This is a genomic window from Mucilaginibacter sp. L196 (assembly GCF_009765905.1).
GTDB lineage: Bacteria > Bacteroidota > Bacteroidia > Sphingobacteriales > Sphingobacteriaceae > Mucilaginibacter.
In genome coordinates, this window is record NZ_LMUO01000011.1 from 303,997 (window position 1) to 321,419 (window position 17,423).

Below are 17,423 nucleotides of genomic sequence, written 5' to 3' on the forward strand. Positions count from 1 at the left end.
TTTAAGTTACCACTATAATTATACTTTTATAAGTAAATAACTATTATATAGGAACTTATAAAATAAATAACTTTAATTGATCGCTTGATTTCTCAATAATTGGTTTATCAGGTATGTATCCGAAATTTGACAAAGAGATCCCCAGTAGCCTTATTTTTTTGTCATGTGGATTGGTGGCTGCTAATAACTGCTTTGCCGTAGTGCTTATAGTCTCTAAATCAGCAACAGGTGATAGAAATGATTTGTTGCGGGTAATTTGTTTAAAATCGTTGTATTTAATTTTTAGGGTGATGGTTCGGCCTTTCAGGTTATAGCGCTGCAAACGATCTGCAACGAGTTTTGCAATTTTACCCAGCTCTGTTTCCATCTCTTCAATGGTTGTAAGATCATAGGCAAAAGTGTCTTCCGCGCCGGATGATTTGGTTTCGCGATGGGGTTGTACCTCACGATCATCAATTCCTCTTACTATGTGGTAATAGAATTTGCCGGGTTTGCCAAAATGCCGCACTATTTCATCATGCGTTAATTTTTTAAGATCAGCACCCAGGTGAAGGCCCAGCTTCTTCATTTTTCCGGCAGTAACTTTACCTACACCATAAAACTTCTCAACCGGTAGTTGCTCCATGAATGATTCGATGGAGGACGGGCCGATGAAAGTTAATCCATCTGGTTTGTTAATATCCGAAGCAATTTTAGCCACAAATTTATTGATGGATACCCCGGCAGAGGCGGTTAGTTGTAACTCATCTTTAATGGCCTGTTTAATCTGTTTGGCAATTTCAATGGCTGAGCCGATGTTTAATTTATCGTTGGTTACATCAAGATAGGCTTCATCTAATGAGAGTGGTTCTATCAGATCGGTATACCTGCTGAATATTTCGCGGATGCGTTGCGAGGCTTCTTTATATGCCGGGAACCTGGGGCGGACAAATATAGCATGCGGGCAAAGTTGCAAAGCCTGTTTGGATGACATTGCCGAACGGATGCCAAACTTGCGAGCTTCATAACTGGCAGTTGCCACAACACCGCCACGGCCTTCGGGCAGGCCGCCAACTACTAGTGGTATGCCCCGAAGTTCCGGATTATCGCGCTGCTCAACCGATGCGTAGAACGCATCCATATCAATATGGATGATCTTTCGGTGGGATGGCTGCGGAGGCGTTTCCATATATACAAATATACTCTACCCAAAAACAAAAAGGATGTTACATTATGCATGTAGCATCCCTAAGTTAAACATATAAATAAGCTTATGCAAGTAAATTATCCAGGTTGATGCTTTTACATTATTAGATTGTCATTGCGAGAAGGAACGACGAAGCAACCTCGTCGTATGCAGATAAACGCGACGAGTTTGCTTCGCCGCGCAGTCCTTTCCGCAGCTCTGCTCACAATGACATGGTGGAGAGGTTGGTGAATTTATTATGCTTCCGCCAGTAATTCTTCCAGGTTGCCCAATCCCATGCTAAAGCCAGCTTCAAAGCCCATCGCAATGATTTTTTCAAAGATTGCTACATCCTCAAATGTGAGATCAACTTCAACCCTTGTACCATTTTCGGTGGCATAAAATTGATTGTGCCAGTGCATGCCGGTATAATCGCTGGGAGTATTTCCATCTTCATCACAAAACTTAGTGGTAAGTTTAAAGCTTTGCGTAGGTGTTATGGTTTCAAAGTCACACCTGCTCCAATGTTTTTCGCCTTCAGGCCCTGCCATATAATAAAGCCAGGTACCACCTTCAGTAAAACTGTATGATTTGGTTATGGCTTTCCATGGTTTTGGCGCCCACCATTTATCAAGTAAGTCGCTTTCTGTCCACGCTGCCCATACCTTTTCAACAGGTGCAGCAAATTCCCGGGTAACATGTAGCTTTTTGTTAGCTAAATCTTTGGTAAATACTGTTTTGTTAGTCATGATTAGTTTTATTTAAGGTTGTTTAATAAATCATCTAATTGGTTAAAGCGGTCATCCCACATTTTGCGGAAATCTTCAAGCCATTTGTCTATTTCTTTCATTTTTTCAAAGTTTATATGGTAATAGATCTCCCGTCCGGATTGTCGCTGCGTTACCGCTTCGCATTCCGTTAAAATTTGAATGTGTTTTGATACTGCCTGGCGTGTACTGTCGAAATGTTCGGCGATGGCATTGGGTGTCATGGCTTGTAAGGCTATCAGCGCGAGTATAGCCCGGCGGGTAGGATCGGCAATGGCCTGGAAAATGTCTCTTCTCATTTATTTGCAACTATATGGTTGCAAATATAAATGCAATTATTCGGTTGCGCAAATTTAATCTGATTTTTGTTGTAGGTTTTTATCTTTGCTATATGGAACCCATCACCTGGCATGATTTTGAAAAAGTGGAATTACGTGTAGGCACTATTTTAGAAGTTGCTGATTTTCCGGAAGCGCGCAAACCTGCTTATAAGGTAAAGGTCGACTTTGGTGAATTAGGCACTAAATGGTCGAGTGCGCAGATCACTAAGCATTATACTAAAGAGGAATTGGTAGGAAAACAGATTATGGGGGTGGTTAACTTCCCCAAAAAACAGATCGCGAATTTTATGTCGGAGTTTTTGGTAACCGGCCTGGCCGACGAAAATGGCGATATTGTATTAACCACAATTGATAAACCTGTGCCTAACGGCAGTAAATTAATTTAGATGAATTATTATTTGAGCTTTTTTATCGGTCCGCAATTAATTGGTGTGCTGTTTATTGTAATTGGTTGGTTGCAGCGTTTCCTGCCACCCAAAAAGATAAACCGTTGGTATGGTTACCGCACGCAAAACGCCCGTATTGACCAGGAAACCTGGGACGAAGGAAACAGATATTCGGCTATTTACATGATGAAGCTTGGTTTAATATATTACATCATTGGGTTTGTAATAAACGCGGTGACGGTGTTATATGTGGCCGATTATGATAAGCAAACCATGATAAAATATGTGGTATTATTTGGCGGTGCGATGGGGATAGGTATACTATCAACCATGGCAACTGAGAAATACCTGGCAAATAAATTCAAAAATAAGATTAAGAAGAGGCGGAAATGAGGTATGTAAGTTTTGAGAATGAGCCCGCGGCAATCTCGCCGGATGAGTTTTTTATGAATGAAGCGATAAAAGAGGCTAAATTGGCGCTGGCGGAGGATGAAATACCTATTGGTGCTATAGTTGTTTGCAAAGGCAAGATAATAGGCAGAGGGCATAATCTTACGGAGCGTTTGACCGATGTATCGGCCCATGCTGAAATGCAGGCGCTTACTGCCGCCGCTAATTATATGGGTGGTAAATATTTAAAGGAATGTATTTTATATGTAACCATGGAGCCCTGTGTAATGTGCGCAGGCGCAGCCTACTGGTTTCAGCTGGGCGGGATAGTTTTTGGCGCTTATGATACTAAGTTGGGCTTCGGCAGGTTGAACCAGAAGATCACCCATCCTAAAACGGTTATTACCGGTGGGATTAAAGAGAATGAATGCTCGGAGCTGGTAAAGGAGTTTTTCAGGAAGAAGAGGTAGGGATATAGTTGATGGTTCATAGTTCATAGATCTCAGAAAAAAGTGAGGGATAGTGCGATTCCTTCCTTGGGGAAGGAGGAGGAAGGGGTTAAAGTAGGCTTGGTTTTGTTGGTGACAACACCAACAAAGGCGAAAAAAATACTATCCTTGATCATCATTAAGTTATAATATTTTACAGGCATCCATTAGCGCGTCATGTCTGTATGGTCTTGCTAATCAGCATATTAAAACGAATTGTATCTTCGAAAAGCATAAAAAACTGAATTAATGTTAAAATGGACATTTTGGGTTAATAAATCATGGGCTAAAACTAATAATATTTGATATGAATATTTGGTATATACTTATCGGCATAGTTTGTGTAGGATTAGGAATCTATTTAACAATAAAGCAAGTTAAAATTTCCTTAAACGAGAACAAGATACTTTTGGGTGGGACATTAAAGGACTTGGGCTTGGCTTTATACTCATTATATGTGGAATAATAATGATTATACAAAATATATAGATAAATGTGCGGGGAAATCCGGTGATGTATTAAAGGAGTTGTTAATTCAATAACTAATTGAAAATTAAGCTATAAATTTTTTCAGCCTTTGTTGGTGTTGTCACCAACAAAAACGATGTTCTGCGTTCGATAGTAGTGGATACCGGCCTTGAGCATAATGCCTGAGGCGTATGAACAAATAGCGCGGGCTGGAGGTAACGCCCCAAATGCTTTTTGCGCTCCGTTTACTCACCCCGACTACGCTGCGCTGGTCGCCCCCTCTCTCCGCCGGCGCATAGAGGGGAACAAAGGTTTTTTGCCCTCTTTACCGCAAAGCGGAAGAGAGGGGAGGTTAAGCGGTTGAGCGAAAACCGGGTGAGTAATCTGCGTGAGATAAAGAGTACGTACACCAATCCACCACCTAACAAAAACATGACATTTATTTAGAACAAAAAACATGTTTCAAACCTTATATTTGTCTCGAACACTATCTTAAAAATTAAAAACTTAATATTATGGCATTCACACTACCGGCGTTACCTTACGCTACTGATGCGTTAGAACCGCACATTGATAAAGCTACTATGGAAATTCACCATGGCAAGCACCACCAGGCTTATGTTACCAACCTTAACAAAGCGTTAGAAGGCAAACCTGAGGCTGATAGCAGCATTGAAGACATCATTACTAATATTTCAAAATTCGCGCCGGCGGTACGTAACAATGGCGGTGGCCACTATAACCACAGCTTGTTCTGGACTTTACTTTCACCAAACGGTGGCGGCGAGCCAACAGGCGAATTAGCTGAAGCGATCAAATCAACTTTTGGTTCATTTGAAGATTTTAAAACTAAAGTATCTGAAGCTGGTGCTACCCGTTTCGGATCTGGCTGGGCATGGTTAATTGTTGCTGATGGAAAATTAGCGGTTACATCAACCCCTAACCAGGATAACCCTTTAATGGATATTGCTGAAGTAAAAGGTACCCCAATTTTAGGTATCGATGTTTGGGAACATGCTTATTATTTGAAATATCAAAACCGTCGCCCTGATTATTTGGCTGCGATCTGGAATGTGATCAACTGGGCTAAAGTTGCCGAGCTTTACGCGAAAGCAAAATAACCAGCCCCTCCCAACCCTCCCCGGTAGGGAGGGCTTTAAAATATTATGATATAAATTAAGTCTCCCCTACCGGGGGAGATTTAGAGGGGGCATCAATGAAAGCAATAGTATTAGAAGCCGCTGATAAACCATTAGTATACAAAGAAGTTGATAAGCCCACGTTACAACCGGGTGAAGCATTGGTAAAAATAAAAGCCGCGGCGCTTAACCGTCGTGATTATTGGATTACGGTGGGTAAATATGCGGGCATTAAGTATCCAACTATTTTGGGAAGCGACGGCGCTGGTATTGTTGCCGAAGTGGGCAGTGATGATGATAAACGTTGGCTGAATAAAGAAGTTGTTATTGACCCGGCTTCGGGATGGGGCGATAACCCGAATTTTCAATCGGATAATTTTAAGATATTAGGTTTACCTGCTGATGGTACTTTTGCGGAATATGTGAAAGTACCGGTAGAAAACCTGCATGCTAAACCGACTCATTTAAATTGGGAGCAGGCGGCGGCAATTCCGTTGGCGGGTATAACCACTTACCGCGCTTTATTTACTAAAGGCAAGGCTGTAAAAGGCAGTAAGGTTTTGGTAACGGGTGTTGGCGGTGGTACCGGTGCATTCGCTTTGCAATTGGCGGTGGCGGCAGGATGCCAGGTTTTTGTAACATCGGGTTCGGGTGATAAGCTTGATAGAGCAAAGCATTTGGGGGCAGCTGCAGGCGTAAACTACAAAGCGCAGGACTGGGCCGAGCAATTAGCGCAACTGTCAGGTGGTTTTGATGTAATTATTGATAGCGCCCTGGGCGATGGTTTCGCCAAATTGGTTGATTTGTGTAACCCCGGAGGCAGAATTGTAATTTTTGGCGGTACAGCCGGAAATATCCCTGAATTAAACGGCCGCAAAATATTTTGGCGACAAATACAAATATTAGGCACTATGATGGGCAACCCCGATGATTTTAAAGGGATGCTTGCTTTGGTGAACGAACATCAAATTATACCTGCAATAGACGAAGTGTTCCCATTAAACGAGGCTAATGCGGCGGTTAAGAAACTGGAGCATTCATCGCAGTTTGGGAAGATTGTGCTGAGAACTTAATATTATGCTATATATAATATGGGGTATTATGCTGAAAGTATGACACCTTTTTTTGTGCGTAGATTTTCCTCTTAAAAAGAAAAAGCCTCCCAACCTTGCGTCGGGAGACTTTCAACCTAAACCTTATCACAATTAAACTGGCAAGGATGCCAGTTCACTTATTATATATCAATTACTATACCAAAGTGATACTATAGAGTAGTATTTTTTTACTTAAGGTTAAAATCAGGTTATTATATTATGATATGATGACTATTCATTTTTAGTCAGCAGTAGATTATATTTTAGTAGCTGCCTATATTACTTTTGTTGTCCACCCGATTGAACACTTGTGTATGTTTTTGTGAGGTTTTTTTTGCGTAGATAGACGTCTAAAATATACAGTGCAAGCACAATGTCAAAAAACATGAAGCTTTCCATTATCGGGCTGCTTAGGAATTTGGTGATATTGGGGATCACAAAATGCGTTGTATTTCCGCCTGATACTGGGGCAGACCAGTGGACACTGGCTAATGCAAAAATTAGAATCGCAGAAATAATTAACCCGAAAAACAACCCTATACCCTTAACAATACGCTGATCAACGCGTGCTTTTAACGGCTGCATCGCATGCTCGTTACGGATGCTCTCCATCACATTGTAGGTGAAAGCCATAGGCGGCTCATCCAGTTCCATTGCTGAAAACTCTGCATTTAGCGCGAGTAATTCTTTATATTTTTTACGATATACTTCGTCCTGCTCAATAAGCAGGCTAATGGCCTTTTGCTCCTCGGGGTTGCTGGTGCCATCAATATAGTTCCAAAGTTGTTCTTCTATGCTGTTCATATCAGTTCTTTAGCTTCATGTTTTAAATTACGCTCCAGCTTGTCTTTCAAACGCTGGCGCGCCCTAAATAGTTTAACCTTTACGGTATTGGCCTCGATACCCATGGTTTGGGCGATCTCTTCCAATGATTGCTCGCCTTTGTAAAACAGGGTGATGATGGTCGCGTCATCAGGTAGTAATTGATCAATGGCCTGGTTTAAATAAAACGAGCGTGATTTATTTTCCACGTTGTTTTCGTCATAGCCGCTTGGTTTATTTTCAACCTGTATAAAAGTTTCTTCATCATCTATCGAATCAGTAGCTATCCTTTTTTTACGCAGGGTAGTCATGGCGGTGGTATAAACTATACTATACAGCCATGTGGTGAATTTTGCTTGCCGCTGGAAAGATTCCAGCGAGCGGTAAGCTTTTATAAAGCAATCCTGGGCAATCTCTTCAGCATCTTCCCTGCTTTTAGCAAAGCGCATAGCCAACGTGAATACGAAACGCTGGTGCCGTTTAATCAAAGCAGCATAAGCCGACTGATCGCCTGCCAGTGTTTGTTCAATTAAGTCGGTATCCGAAAGCTTGCTTTGCATTTATGTGGTTATGACTACATGGTTGAGGTGGAGGTTACAGTAGTAAAGATAAATTTTTATTTGATCGGATTGTCATTCTGAATGGAGCGAAGGATCTGGTCGCTTGTTTACTCTTGTATATATGCTTCGTTCCTCAGCTGAGATATTTTCGTTTTAATAAGATATTTTCGCCGCTCATTGCCGCTGGGCTAGTTCTTTTGTCTTTGACACAAAAGAACCAAAAAGTCAAGACGGAAAAAACCTTCTGCCCGCTAGGCAAACTCCCGGCCCGGTTTTCCGTCGGGCGTTTGCGCGCTTTTTTTCTTATTTTATTGTCATTCTGAGCGGAGCGAAGAATCTGTAAATTTGTTTACACTGTACAGATTCTTCGCTCCGCTCAGAATGACATGAATTTTTTTATCCTCCCCTGTAACCTCATCAAAAAACAGGTAGTCATAGCTTACAAATACACCAGTGTGGTGCATGAAACAAAAAATGATTTATCAAATTAATAATTAAATATTATGGACTCAGATTCAATAGGGGTATTAGTACCGATTTTCGTTCCCATCAGCATGTTTGCAATGGTTTTTGGTATAGTGTATTTACACAAACGCGAACGTATGGCGATGATTGAGCGTGGCATGGATCCCCGCAGTTACAAGCCTCGTTCACAAACTTATAATACCTTAAAATGGGGCTTACTGTTAATAGGTGCAGGTTTAGGTTTGTTTTTGGCTTATATATTGGATCATACCTGCCTGGCTTTCGCTAATACCGGCAGAGACCAAAATCCGGCCATTTACTTCGCGCTAATTGCCATATTTGGTGGAGCAGGCCTATTCATTTCTTATCTTATCGAGAAAAAAGACGAGAATAAAGCGACAAATAAGGAATTGGATTAAAAAGAGGTAAGCGAAGGTAATTTTTACCTTCGCCTGCCTTTTTTTATTTTATATAAAGTTCTTTTATCAAATCAAGATGGTATAGCTCGTGACCAGCGGTCATGTATACTAATGCCCTAACTGAAACGGGGTGGTTACTGGCAATGCCCATCATCTGGCTCTGTTCGTCGGTAAACGAGCTGTATAAGTATACATTGGCTTCGCGCAGGGCTTTAAATTCATTGGCCAAATCCTGTATAGTGCGGATATCAAAGGTTGAAGCAGATACATATTCTTCCTGATCGAAACCGGGTAGCGGGTTTTTATCTCCGCGAGAAAAGCATAAGGCACGGAATGAGAATACCCTTTCGGTGTCAATCATGTGGCCTAAAACCTGTTTTAGCGTCCACTTACCTTCTGCATAGGCATAATCAGCCTGCTCGGTTGTTATCCGCGAAAAAAAATTATAGGTGCTTTGTTTTAAATACTCCAATATCTCTATCACGGGGCCGTTAGGCACTTTGGCTACGTATGCTGCCGCGTATGAGGCGTATTCACCGGGCTGCGGTTTATTTATCATTTTTTGAGTTTTTTAGGGTGATGCGGAATGTTGTGCCCTTGCCAATTTCTGATTCGCGCACAGCAATAGTACCGTTATGGTAGTTGTTTATAATACGTTTTGTTAACGAAAGCCCCAATCCCCAGCCACGTTTACGGGTGGTATACCCCGGCTGAAATACGGTATCGAATTTTGAACGCGGAATGCCTTTTCCGGTATCGGTAACATCAATCAGTATCAGGTTCTTTTTAGTTTTGCTGGCGTTTATTTCTACTTTGATCTTGCCTCGGCCTTCTATGGCGTTTACGGCATTTTTTAGCAGGTTTTCCAGTACCCAGTCAAATAAAGGCACATTTAACCCAGCTTGCAAGTAGGGGTTGCCGGTAATTTCAAAACTAATATTATTGCTTACCCGCACACTGAAATAATCAACAAAATCTTTAACTACATAATAAACCGAACGATTTTCCAGCTTTGGTTTTGAACCGATCTTAGAGAACCTGTCGGCGATGATTTCCAGTCGTTTAATATCGTTTTCCATCTCCGCCATTAATGGATCTTTTTCGGCATGGAATTTATCTTTTATCAGCTCAACCCATGCCATTAATGATGATATGGGCGTACCTAACTGGTGCGCTGTTTCCTTAGCCAAACCTACCCAAACCTGGTTCTGTTCGGATTTGCGGGATGAGTTGAACGCCGTATAGGCCACTAACAAAAATATAGCGATAACGAGTAATTGTATGTATGGGAAAATTTTAAGCTCATGCAATAATGCCGAATCCTTGTAATAGATAAGGTATTTGGTATTTAACATGGTTAGCTCAATTGGGGCGTGCTGTTTTTTCATGTATTCCAGCTCATGCTGAAAATAAGCAGGATCGTATATTGGCGCTCCCCTAACCTTGTCGTTACCCGGTATTTTTATAAAAGTTTTGGTTGAGTCAAGGCCACGTACATATTTAATATCCCCCTTTTCATCAACACCAATAGCCGGCACCAACGAGCTATCGCGTACAGCAAAAACATATTGTAAAAAGTCGTTATCGTCTGATGTAGTGGTTTGCCGCATACTCATTGCCCAAACCTGCGCGCGGGTGCGCTCGGACTTGGAAATGTTTTTAACCAGGTGATTGGTGTATAATAATGATCCGCTTGCAATAATTATTGCGAAGGTGATAAGTATGTATTTCCAGCGTTTTTTCTGTTCGTATGGGTTCATTTATTATAAAAGTCAGCAAGTCGGAAAAGACCGTAAGTCTGTATTTTGCCAAATTACATAAATACTCCGAAAACTGATGAAGAACGGATAATTTGAAATGTAAGTATCCTATTTTGGAATTAAAAGTGCTTTGATAATTATTGCTGGTTAGCACAAAACATCTTTCACTAGGTTAGTTCAATATCATTGAAATATTTTCACCCTCTTTCCGGCTTGCCGGCAATGTCATTAAGTTAAGCCCCACCTAAATCCTCCCCGGTAGGGAGGACTTAAAAAAACAAACGCGGGCGAAGCTAAAGTCTCCCCTTCCGGGGGAGATTTAGAGGGGGCTAAATTAAATGCGGCTTAACTTAATGACATTGGGCTTGCCGCAGAGAGGGTCGAACAGCGTAGCGCATTCGGGGTGAGTTAACTGTGCGCCAGGCATTCGTGCTAATGTCGCTTGTATACTCTACTCATCCGGTCTTTGCTTCGCTCGACCACCCTCTCTTTTGCAAGCAAAGAAGAGGGTAAAAAAGCATTGAATTACTTCCCATGCTTTAAATCATTCATTTAGACCTCCCTTGTGGGGAGGGTTGGGTGGGGCTAATATTTGATTATCTTTGCGGCATAATGGCAGATAAAAAAGTTAGAGTTCGTTTTGCACCAAGCCCTACGGGTGGTTTACATTTAGGCGGTGTTCGTACCGTATTGTTCAATTATCTTTTCGCCAAAAAGCATGGCGGCGATTTTGTTTTACGTATTGAAGATACCGACCAAAACCGTTATGTAGAAGGCGCAGAACAATATATTTTAGATTGCCTTAAATGGTGTGGCTTAACACCAGATGAAAGCCCTGTAGTGGGTGGCCAATATGCGCCATACCGCCAAAGCGAGCGTAAAGCCCTTTACCGCCAATATGCTGAAAAGCTGGTGATGGAAGGCCATGCTTATTACGCCTTTGACACACCAGAAGAGCTGGATGCCAAGCGTAAAGAGATACCGAACTTTCAATATGGCCAGGCTCATCGCGATGAACTGCGTAACTCCTTATCGTTATCTGAACATGAGGTAGATGCTTTATTAGACGCGCATACACCGCATGTTATCCGTATAAAAATGCCGACTGATGAAACCATCAGTTTTAATGATATGATACGCGGCCATGTTAGTTTTGAAACTAACCAGGTTGATGATAAGGTTTTATTAAAGGCCGACGGTATGCCAACCTACCACTTAGCGGTGGTGGTTGATGATTACCTGATGAAAATATCGCATGCCTTTAGGGGCGAAGAATGGTTGCCATCGGCACCTGTACATTTGCTGCTTTGGGAGTATTTAGGCTGGAAAGCTGATATGCCACAATGGGCACATTTGCCATTGATCTTAAAACCGGATGGGCACGGTAAACTAAGCAAGCGCGATGGCGCAAGGTTAGGTTTCCCGGTTTATGCTATGGAATGGTATGATGCTAAAGCTGATGAGTTTACCCCCGGTTTCCGCGAGCTTGGATTTTTACCTGAAGCATTCCTGAACTTGTTAGCCATGTTAGGCTGGAACGATGGCGGCGACCAGGAAATATTTACCCTGGATGAATTGATAGAAAAATTCTCGATAGACCGTGTAAGTAAAGCAGGCGCAAAATTCGATTACGAAAAAGCGAAATGGTATAATGCTGAGTGGATCAAAAGGGAGTCAGCTGAAAGTTTAAAGTCGAAAGTTAAAAGTGTGCTTACAGATAAAGGTGTAACTGTTAAGGAAGATGAATATCTATTAAAAATTATCGACGCGGTTAAGGAACGCTGTATTTTGTTACCTGATTTTTACCAGCAGTCGGCTTACTTTTTTGAAGTGCCTAAGGAGCTTGACGTTAACTCCGTTAAACCTAAATGGAACGAAGCCAAGAACGATTTTTTTAATGTGCTGATAGGCCTGTTGAAGGATGAAGCATCTATTGATGCGGTTGCATTTGAGGCACAGTTTAAAGCCCTGATGGAAGAGAAAGCTTTAAAAGCAGGTGATGTGATGCTGCCGTTCCGTATTATGCTGGTGGGCGGTAAGTTTGGTCCGCATGTGTTTGATATTGCTGCTTTGTTGGGTAAGGATGAGACGATTAACAGGATTGAGAAAGCTTTGATTGTGTTTAATTCGTAAGGCCACTTTGTGATTCTGAACGGAGTGAAGAATCTTCTTCGATTTGTAAAGTGAACAATGCAGGTTTAGAAGATTCTTCGTTCCTCAGAATGAACAAATTTCATCTCTAATAAAATATTCTGTCCGCTCATTGCCGCGGGGCTACTACTTTTTTCTTGATAAAAAAGTAGCAAAAAATCAAGACGGAAAAAACCTTCTGCCCGCAGGGCCAGCTCCCGGCCCGGTTTTCCGTCAGGCTTTTGCGCTTTTTTTGACTTTAAATTGTGATTCTGAACGGAGTGAAGAATCTTCTTCGATTTGCAAAGCGAACAATGCAATTTTTAGAAAGTTATTCGTTCCAGAATGACAAAAAACCCTTAAATTTTCATTGAAATAACAGCGAAACGTGTTTGAAAATATGCTTTTTTTGGCAATTTTAGTCGCTATTTAGGCTTTTTTAGCCTGAAAAGTAGTAAACCGAGTATGTAAAAACAGCCTTTTTAGGGTGTTGTTGGCCGCTTTTTGGCTAAAAAGTGTACCGGCTGTACCATTTGTTTCACTTGTACCGTGGTACAGATAACTCTGAAATCGTAAATCCGAAATCTAAAATCGAGCTACTTCCACCTGAAGCTTTTGATCATCACATTCATATCCTTCTTTACAAAATCAAGTACGGGTTGGATGGAATCAAGCTTTGGTTCGGAGTTAAAATATAGCGCTCCGCGGATGTAGTTGCGGGTGCTGTCAGTCAGGAAGAACTGTGCGGATGAGGCGGCATTACCGTTGATGGTATAATAGATGCCGAAGATTTTTTTATCAGGGTAATAGATCAGCGCCTGGTCGATACCGGTAGATTTTACCGTATGCTTAAAGGCGAAGGAGTGCGCGTCCTCAATCAGTTCATCAAATACTTTGCGCGAGGTAATGCTCTCATAGCTTAAATGCAGCGTACCATTAAACTGCGGGAATTGCATGTTTAACAGGTATTTCATATTGATCAGCTTTTTATTGCCGTTAGGTGCTGTATTTGAATCAGGTACGATGTTGGCATAGGCCGGATACAAAAAAGTAAATGGGTATGGCCCGTTATATTCAACGTATTGCTTTTGGGGGAAAACGATGCGGTAATATCCACGGGGCTTTGGCGAATAATCGTGGTTGTTATTGCTGCAGGCGCTAAAAAGTAAAGTTGTAATCAGCAATAAGCCTAATATCCTCATAAAGTCATTGTTTGTGAGTTCCATATCTCCCACGATTTTTCAGCCTGCAAGGTAAGCATTTCGTAGCCATTTTTAATCCGGGCGCCTCGTTCTTCGCCTTTCTTTAAAAACAGGGTTTTTTCGGGATTATAGATCAGGTCGTACAACAAATGCTGCGGTGTGATCAGCTCATAAGGGATATCCGGGCATTCATCAAAATTAGGGGCTGTGCCCAATGGCGTAGTATTGATGATGAGTTTGTTCTTTTCAAAGTGATGCGGTTTCAAATCCTTAAACAGAATGTTGCCGGGATGTGGTTTACGGGTAACCGTTGTAATGTTGATGTTTAGGTTATCCAGCACACATTTTACCGCTTTGGCGGCGCCACCATCGCCTAAAATCAAAGCATCTTCCATGCCTTCCCTCAACAATGGTTTTAACGACATTTCGAAACCGTAAATATCCGTGTTAAAACCCTCCAACCTAAAGTCGTGTCCCTTTACGCCAACTTCGCCTAAAAACGAAGCCAGTATCGGACTTTCGGCAACCACTCGAATACAATTTACAGCGCCTGCGTTTTTGGCATCATGCTCAATCCAGTCGAGGTATTTAATAACATTTACTTTATGGGGGATGGTCACATTCAAACCGCACATGTCGGGGTGCAGGTCGAGCATGTCCTGCAAGTCTTTAATATGTTCAATAGGATAAAGATCATATTGAGCATCCTTGATGTGTAGTTTCTCAAATTTCTCGGTAAAATATTTTTTTGAAAACGAATGTGTAAGCGGAAAACCTATTAGCCCGTATTTTTTCATGATGCAATGTTAAAATAACAACTGAATATTTCTTTACGTTGTTTAATAAATATTGAAAATATTACAGATTCAGAAAGTTTTCCAGGTTGCCTTTGTCGTTTGCATCGGAAAGCTTTTTCAGGGTTTTGTCCTTTTTTACATTGCTTATGGGGCTATTTACATAGGCCAATAATATTTTAACGCCATTAATGGTGATTGCTTTAACATCGGTAGACTTGGTTTCCAATGCATATTTGGCCATCGACGTCATGTAAAGCAACATCAGATCAACATTGCCTGAGAGGTATTTGATCGCGTTTTGTTCCAGCGAAAATGTATAATCTGGGGTGCCTTCCATCCATCGCATTACAAACTGCCCGGCTTTAATACGGGTATGGGTATTTTGGTCGCTAGGGGTTGATAGCAGGAAATTCGCGGTTTGCAATACAGCGCTATCTGCCAATGTATAATCGCTGGTTTGCTTAAATTTATACTGGTCGAACTTCGGCAGATTTTGGGCAAAGCCTGTACCGACAGAAATGATGAGCAGAAAAAATATGAATAGCTTTTTCATGCGAAAATCGGTTTAATTCGATGCGAAAAGTGGCTTTTTAAAGTCAATTACGGGGTAAAAAGGAGCTTTTTTAATGTTAAAAGCGTCAATATTCCTCGTTTTCTATCACAAAGATGCCTTAAAAGTATCGTTTTTTCTACAAAAAATGATCAAAAGTATCACTTCTGATACCCAGGCGTAAAGTCTCTAACGGTATTACATCGGCAGGCGCAATATTGCCTAAACTTACATTGGCGCCAATTAATTTAATAAACCAAACCTGCTGCGCTTTTTGCGGCGCTTCCCAAATAATGGTTTCTTCGGGTATCTGGGTTAATATTTCATCCACCAATCCCTGCCTTACTTCTCCTGAATCACGATAGATGCCCACGTTACCACTTTCGCGGGCTTCGGCAATTACTTTCCATGAGCCTGCCTCAATTTCGGCCTGCATCAGCTTGATCCATTTATAAGGGGCAAATATTTTCTGTACATCTTTGGAGCCTACTTCAGATATTACTGTGAAGTTTTCGCTCAGCTTCCGAATGTATTCGCATTTGATGTCATGCTCAATAGTTATAGAGCCATCAGATACTTCCACATATTGCATTTTGTATTTATCCAGTATTTTGCAATAATCATCAAACTGGTTACGGATGATAAATGCCTCGAATAAAGTACCTCCGAAGTATACCGGCAAGCCCGCTTCGCGGTACAAAGCCAGTTTTTCATCAAGCTTAGGGGTAACGTATGATGTAGCCCAGCCTAATTTAATAATATCGCTATGTACACCGCCAACCTCTATAAAATCCTCGGCCTGGCGTACGCTAAGGCCTTTGTCCATAACCATGGTGATGCCACTGTTTCGGGGTTTAACAGTACGCTCGGGGATATTATTGATGTGGTAATTCATAAAAACAAAGTAGGTAGCCTGATGCTAATAAATATTCGGCCGCAAAGTTCAAAAAAAAAACCAAAAAGCAAGGTAAGTTTTTGGTTATAATCAGCCCCCTCTAAATCTCCCCCGGAAGGGGAGACTTTTTTGCAGGCTAAGCCCTCCCTTCCGGGGAGGGTTTGGGTGGGGCAGCTATCTGGTGTAGCGATTAATAATATCTACAATCACTTTATTTTTTTGTAACTGCGGCAGGTAATCGTACAAAATGTAATGCTTTTCCGGGTCTGATGTCAAGGCCAATTCCAGATGGTTCAATGCTTCATTATAATCGCCTTTGGCAAATAAATAGGCCACCATGCGGTAGTATAATTCTGCCGCCTCCGGATTATTCTTTATCGCTTGCGACATCACTTCAATAGCATCAACCAACCTCTCCTGCTCGTATAATATAGATGAGTAGTCCAACCATGCATCTACATCAAGCGGGTTAAGCTCCACTACTTTTTCGTAGGCTTGCTCAGATTCCGCCAGGTGCTTCAATTTGTATTCAGCATCAGCAATGGCAAACCAGTAATCAGCATTGGCTATATCAAGGTCAAGCGCTTTTTTGTAGAAATGTAGTGCTTCAAAATAACGCTCTTCAAAATCAAGGGTTACGCCTATACCAAACCAGGCATCAGCCAGTTTTGGATCCATTTTAACAGATTTTTTGTAGAAGGCCCGCGCATCATCCATTTGCTCCAATTTCTCGTAGCATTCACCAATAGCGCAATAGGTATCGGCATTAGGTTGTTCGTACTCGAAGGTCTGACGGTAAACTTCTATGGCCTCTGCATATTTCTCTAAATTAACCAGGGCGTTACCTTTGTTAAAGTAGGCTGATGCAAAGCTATCCTTAATCAGTATGGCATAATCATAAGCATCTATTGCTTTCTCAAATAAGCTAAGCTTAGTAAACGCGTTACCCAAATTATACCAAGCAGCATAACTATACGGCTCGTTATCAATATATTGCTGGTAAAATTGTACGCTTTCTTCCTGGTTATCCATTACATCGTAACAAAAAGCCAGTTCGTATAAAGCGTCCTGGTTTTCCATATTCTGTTTCAGGCATTCCTTCAGGAAACCGATAGCAGTATTGTAATCGCCCATATTCTGATGAACGTAGGCAATATGCAGCAATATCTCGTCGGTTTCTTCGGCAAGGCTTAAAGCTTTTTCGTAGTTCTCCAGCGCTTCGTCAAAACGCTCCATGCTCTCGTATAGATTGCCGCGGATGAGGTATATATCCGGGTCAGAAGCCTCCAGCATGGCAGCTTTATCCAAAGCATCAAATGCTTCTACGGAGCGATTGGTTACCACTAGAAGCTGGGCTTGTTTTATTAAAAATACAGCGGCAAACGGGTGTTGGTTGCGCGCATACTCAGATACTTGCAGGGCTTTTGCCGGATCATTTTTTTCGATGTAGTAGTCGATAATGTTCTCAAACGCCTGGGCATCAAAAAAGTACTGGTCGTGATTCCGAATCATTTCCTCGTACCGTTCTACCGAAAATTTTGGGTCTTCGGTAAAACCAAATTCAAATTCTTCTTCCATTCAATTA

General features: G+C 41.6%; 19 protein-coding genes. 7 read left to right on the forward strand and 12 right to left on the reverse strand.

Annotated features, from left to right (window positions below):
- Positions 1 to 55: 55 nt before the first annotated feature.
- From dinB to GSQ74_RS08860, 3 genes are all read right to left on the reverse strand, one after another.
- Positions 56 to 1,168: a DNA polymerase IV gene (gene dinB / locus GSQ74_RS08850; protein ID WP_158992301.1), complete on the reverse strand. Its 1,113-nt coding sequence runs from the start codon at positions 1,166 to 1,168 to the stop codon at positions 56 to 58.
- A gap of 254 nt (positions 1,169 to 1,422) precedes the next feature.
- The gene (locus GSQ74_RS08855) at positions 1,423 to 1,914 is read right to left on the reverse strand and encodes an SRPBCC domain-containing protein (protein WP_158992303.1); all 492 of its coding nucleotides are present in this window, start codon (positions 1,912 to 1,914) and stop codon (positions 1,423 to 1,425) included.
- Positions 1,915 to 1,922: 8 nt separating this feature from the next.
- Complete coding sequence (locus GSQ74_RS08860) at positions 1,923 to 2,231, reverse strand: helix-turn-helix transcriptional regulator (RefSeq protein WP_158992305.1); 309 nt, start codon at positions 2,229 to 2,231, stop codon at positions 1,923 to 1,925.
- 92 nt (positions 2,232 to 2,323) lie between these two features.
- Here GSQ74_RS08860 and GSQ74_RS08865 point away from each other — a divergent pair, with 92 nt between their 5' ends.
- The 5 genes from GSQ74_RS08865 (at position 2,324) to GSQ74_RS08885 (ending at position 6,217) form a co-directional block, all read left to right on the forward strand.
- The gene (locus GSQ74_RS08865; RefSeq protein WP_158992307.1) at positions 2,324 to 2,659 is read left to right on the forward strand and encodes a tRNA-binding protein; all 336 of its coding nucleotides are present in this window, start codon (positions 2,324 to 2,326) and stop codon (positions 2,657 to 2,659) included.
- Positions 2,660 to 3,052 carry an SdpI family protein gene (locus GSQ74_RS08870; protein WP_158992309.1) on the forward strand — a complete coding sequence of 131 codons (393 nt, stop codon included), beginning with the start codon at positions 2,660 to 2,662 and terminating at the stop codon, positions 3,050 to 3,052.
- Positions 3,049 to 3,519, forward strand: coding sequence for a nucleoside deaminase (locus tag GSQ74_RS08875; RefSeq protein WP_158992311.1), 471 nt, complete (start codon positions 3,049 to 3,051; stop codon positions 3,517 to 3,519). The genes GSQ74_RS08870 and GSQ74_RS08875 overlap by 4 nt, the downstream gene beginning before the upstream one ends.
- Before the next feature lie 1,001 nt (positions 3,520 to 4,520).
- Positions 4,521 to 5,126 (forward strand): superoxide dismutase, encoded by a 606-nt coding sequence (locus tag GSQ74_RS08880; protein WP_158992313.1) that lies wholly within the window; start codon positions 4,521 to 4,523, stop codon positions 5,124 to 5,126.
- 95 nt (positions 5,127 to 5,221) lie between these two features.
- Entirely contained in the window at positions 5,222 to 6,217 is a 996-nt protein-coding gene (locus GSQ74_RS08885; RefSeq protein ID WP_158992315.1) for a zinc-binding dehydrogenase, read from the forward strand.
- A 300-nt stretch (positions 6,218 to 6,517) separates the two neighbouring features.
- Here GSQ74_RS08885 and GSQ74_RS08890 read toward each other — a convergent pair whose 3' ends face one another.
- Together GSQ74_RS08890 and GSQ74_RS08895 are read right to left on the reverse strand one after the other, a co-directional pair.
- Positions 6,518 to 7,042: a hypothetical protein gene (locus tag GSQ74_RS08890; RefSeq protein ID WP_158992317.1), complete on the reverse strand. Its 525-nt coding sequence runs from the start codon at positions 7,040 to 7,042 to the stop codon at positions 6,518 to 6,520.
- Positions 7,039 to 7,620 carry an RNA polymerase sigma factor gene (locus GSQ74_RS08895; RefSeq protein WP_158992319.1) on the reverse strand — a complete coding sequence of 194 codons (582 nt, stop codon included), beginning with the start codon at positions 7,618 to 7,620 and terminating at the stop codon, positions 7,039 to 7,041. Before GSQ74_RS08895 ends, GSQ74_RS08890 begins: the two co-directional genes overlap by 4 nt.
- Positions 7,621 to 8,123: 503 nt before the next feature.
- Here GSQ74_RS08895 and GSQ74_RS08900 point away from each other — a divergent pair.
- Positions 8,124 to 8,504 carry a DUF6249 domain-containing protein gene (locus GSQ74_RS08900; RefSeq protein ID WP_158992321.1) on the forward strand — a complete coding sequence of 127 codons (381 nt, stop codon included), beginning with the start codon at positions 8,124 to 8,126 and terminating at the stop codon, positions 8,502 to 8,504.
- Between the two features lie 43 nt (positions 8,505 to 8,547).
- On the opposite strand, the gene GSQ74_RS08905 is transcribed toward GSQ74_RS08900, so the two are convergent.
- Positions 8,548 to 9,063, reverse strand: a complete 516-nt coding sequence (locus GSQ74_RS08905; RefSeq protein ID WP_158992323.1) for a DinB family protein — start codon at positions 9,061 to 9,063, stop codon at positions 8,548 to 8,550.
- Complete coding sequence (locus GSQ74_RS08910) at positions 9,053 to 10,264, reverse strand: HAMP domain-containing sensor histidine kinase (RefSeq protein ID WP_158992325.1); 1,212 nt, start codon at positions 10,262 to 10,264, stop codon at positions 9,053 to 9,055. The genes GSQ74_RS08905 and GSQ74_RS08910 overlap by 11 nt, the downstream gene beginning before the upstream one ends.
- Before the next feature lie 612 nt (positions 10,265 to 10,876).
- On the opposite strand from GSQ74_RS08910, the gene gltX reads away from it, so the two are divergent.
- Positions 10,877 to 12,397: a glutamate--tRNA ligase gene (gene gltX / locus GSQ74_RS08915; RefSeq protein ID WP_158992327.1), complete on the forward strand. Its 1,521-nt coding sequence runs from the start codon at positions 10,877 to 10,879 to the stop codon at positions 12,395 to 12,397.
- A 593-nt stretch (positions 12,398 to 12,990) separates the two neighbouring features.
- On the opposite strand, the gene GSQ74_RS08920 is transcribed toward gltX, so the two are convergent.
- The 5 genes from GSQ74_RS08920 to GSQ74_RS08940 form a co-directional block, all read right to left on the reverse strand.
- Complete coding sequence (locus tag GSQ74_RS08920) at positions 12,991 to 13,620, reverse strand: gliding motility lipoprotein GldD (RefSeq protein ID WP_158992329.1); 630 nt, start codon at positions 13,618 to 13,620, stop codon at positions 12,991 to 12,993.
- The gene (locus tag GSQ74_RS08925; protein ID WP_158992331.1) at positions 13,593 to 14,393 is read right to left on the reverse strand and encodes a shikimate dehydrogenase; all 801 of its coding nucleotides are present in this window, start codon (positions 14,391 to 14,393) and stop codon (positions 13,593 to 13,595) included. The genes GSQ74_RS08920 and GSQ74_RS08925 overlap by 28 nt, the downstream gene beginning before the upstream one ends.
- A gap of 61 nt (positions 14,394 to 14,454) precedes the next feature.
- Positions 14,455 to 14,946: a hypothetical protein gene (locus GSQ74_RS08930; RefSeq protein ID WP_158992333.1), complete on the reverse strand. Its 492-nt coding sequence runs from the start codon at positions 14,944 to 14,946 to the stop codon at positions 14,455 to 14,457.
- Between the two features lie 136 nt (positions 14,947 to 15,082).
- The gene (locus tag GSQ74_RS08935; RefSeq protein ID WP_158992335.1) at positions 15,083 to 15,838 is read right to left on the reverse strand and encodes a phosphosulfolactate synthase; all 756 of its coding nucleotides are present in this window, start codon (positions 15,836 to 15,838) and stop codon (positions 15,083 to 15,085) included.
- 174 nt (positions 15,839 to 16,012) lie between these two features.
- Positions 16,013 to 17,416 carry a lipopolysaccharide assembly protein LapB gene (locus GSQ74_RS08940; RefSeq protein WP_158992336.1) on the reverse strand — a complete coding sequence of 468 codons (1,404 nt, stop codon included), beginning with the start codon at positions 17,414 to 17,416 and terminating at the stop codon, positions 16,013 to 16,015.
- Between the last annotated feature and the right edge of the window lie 7 nt (positions 17,417 to 17,423).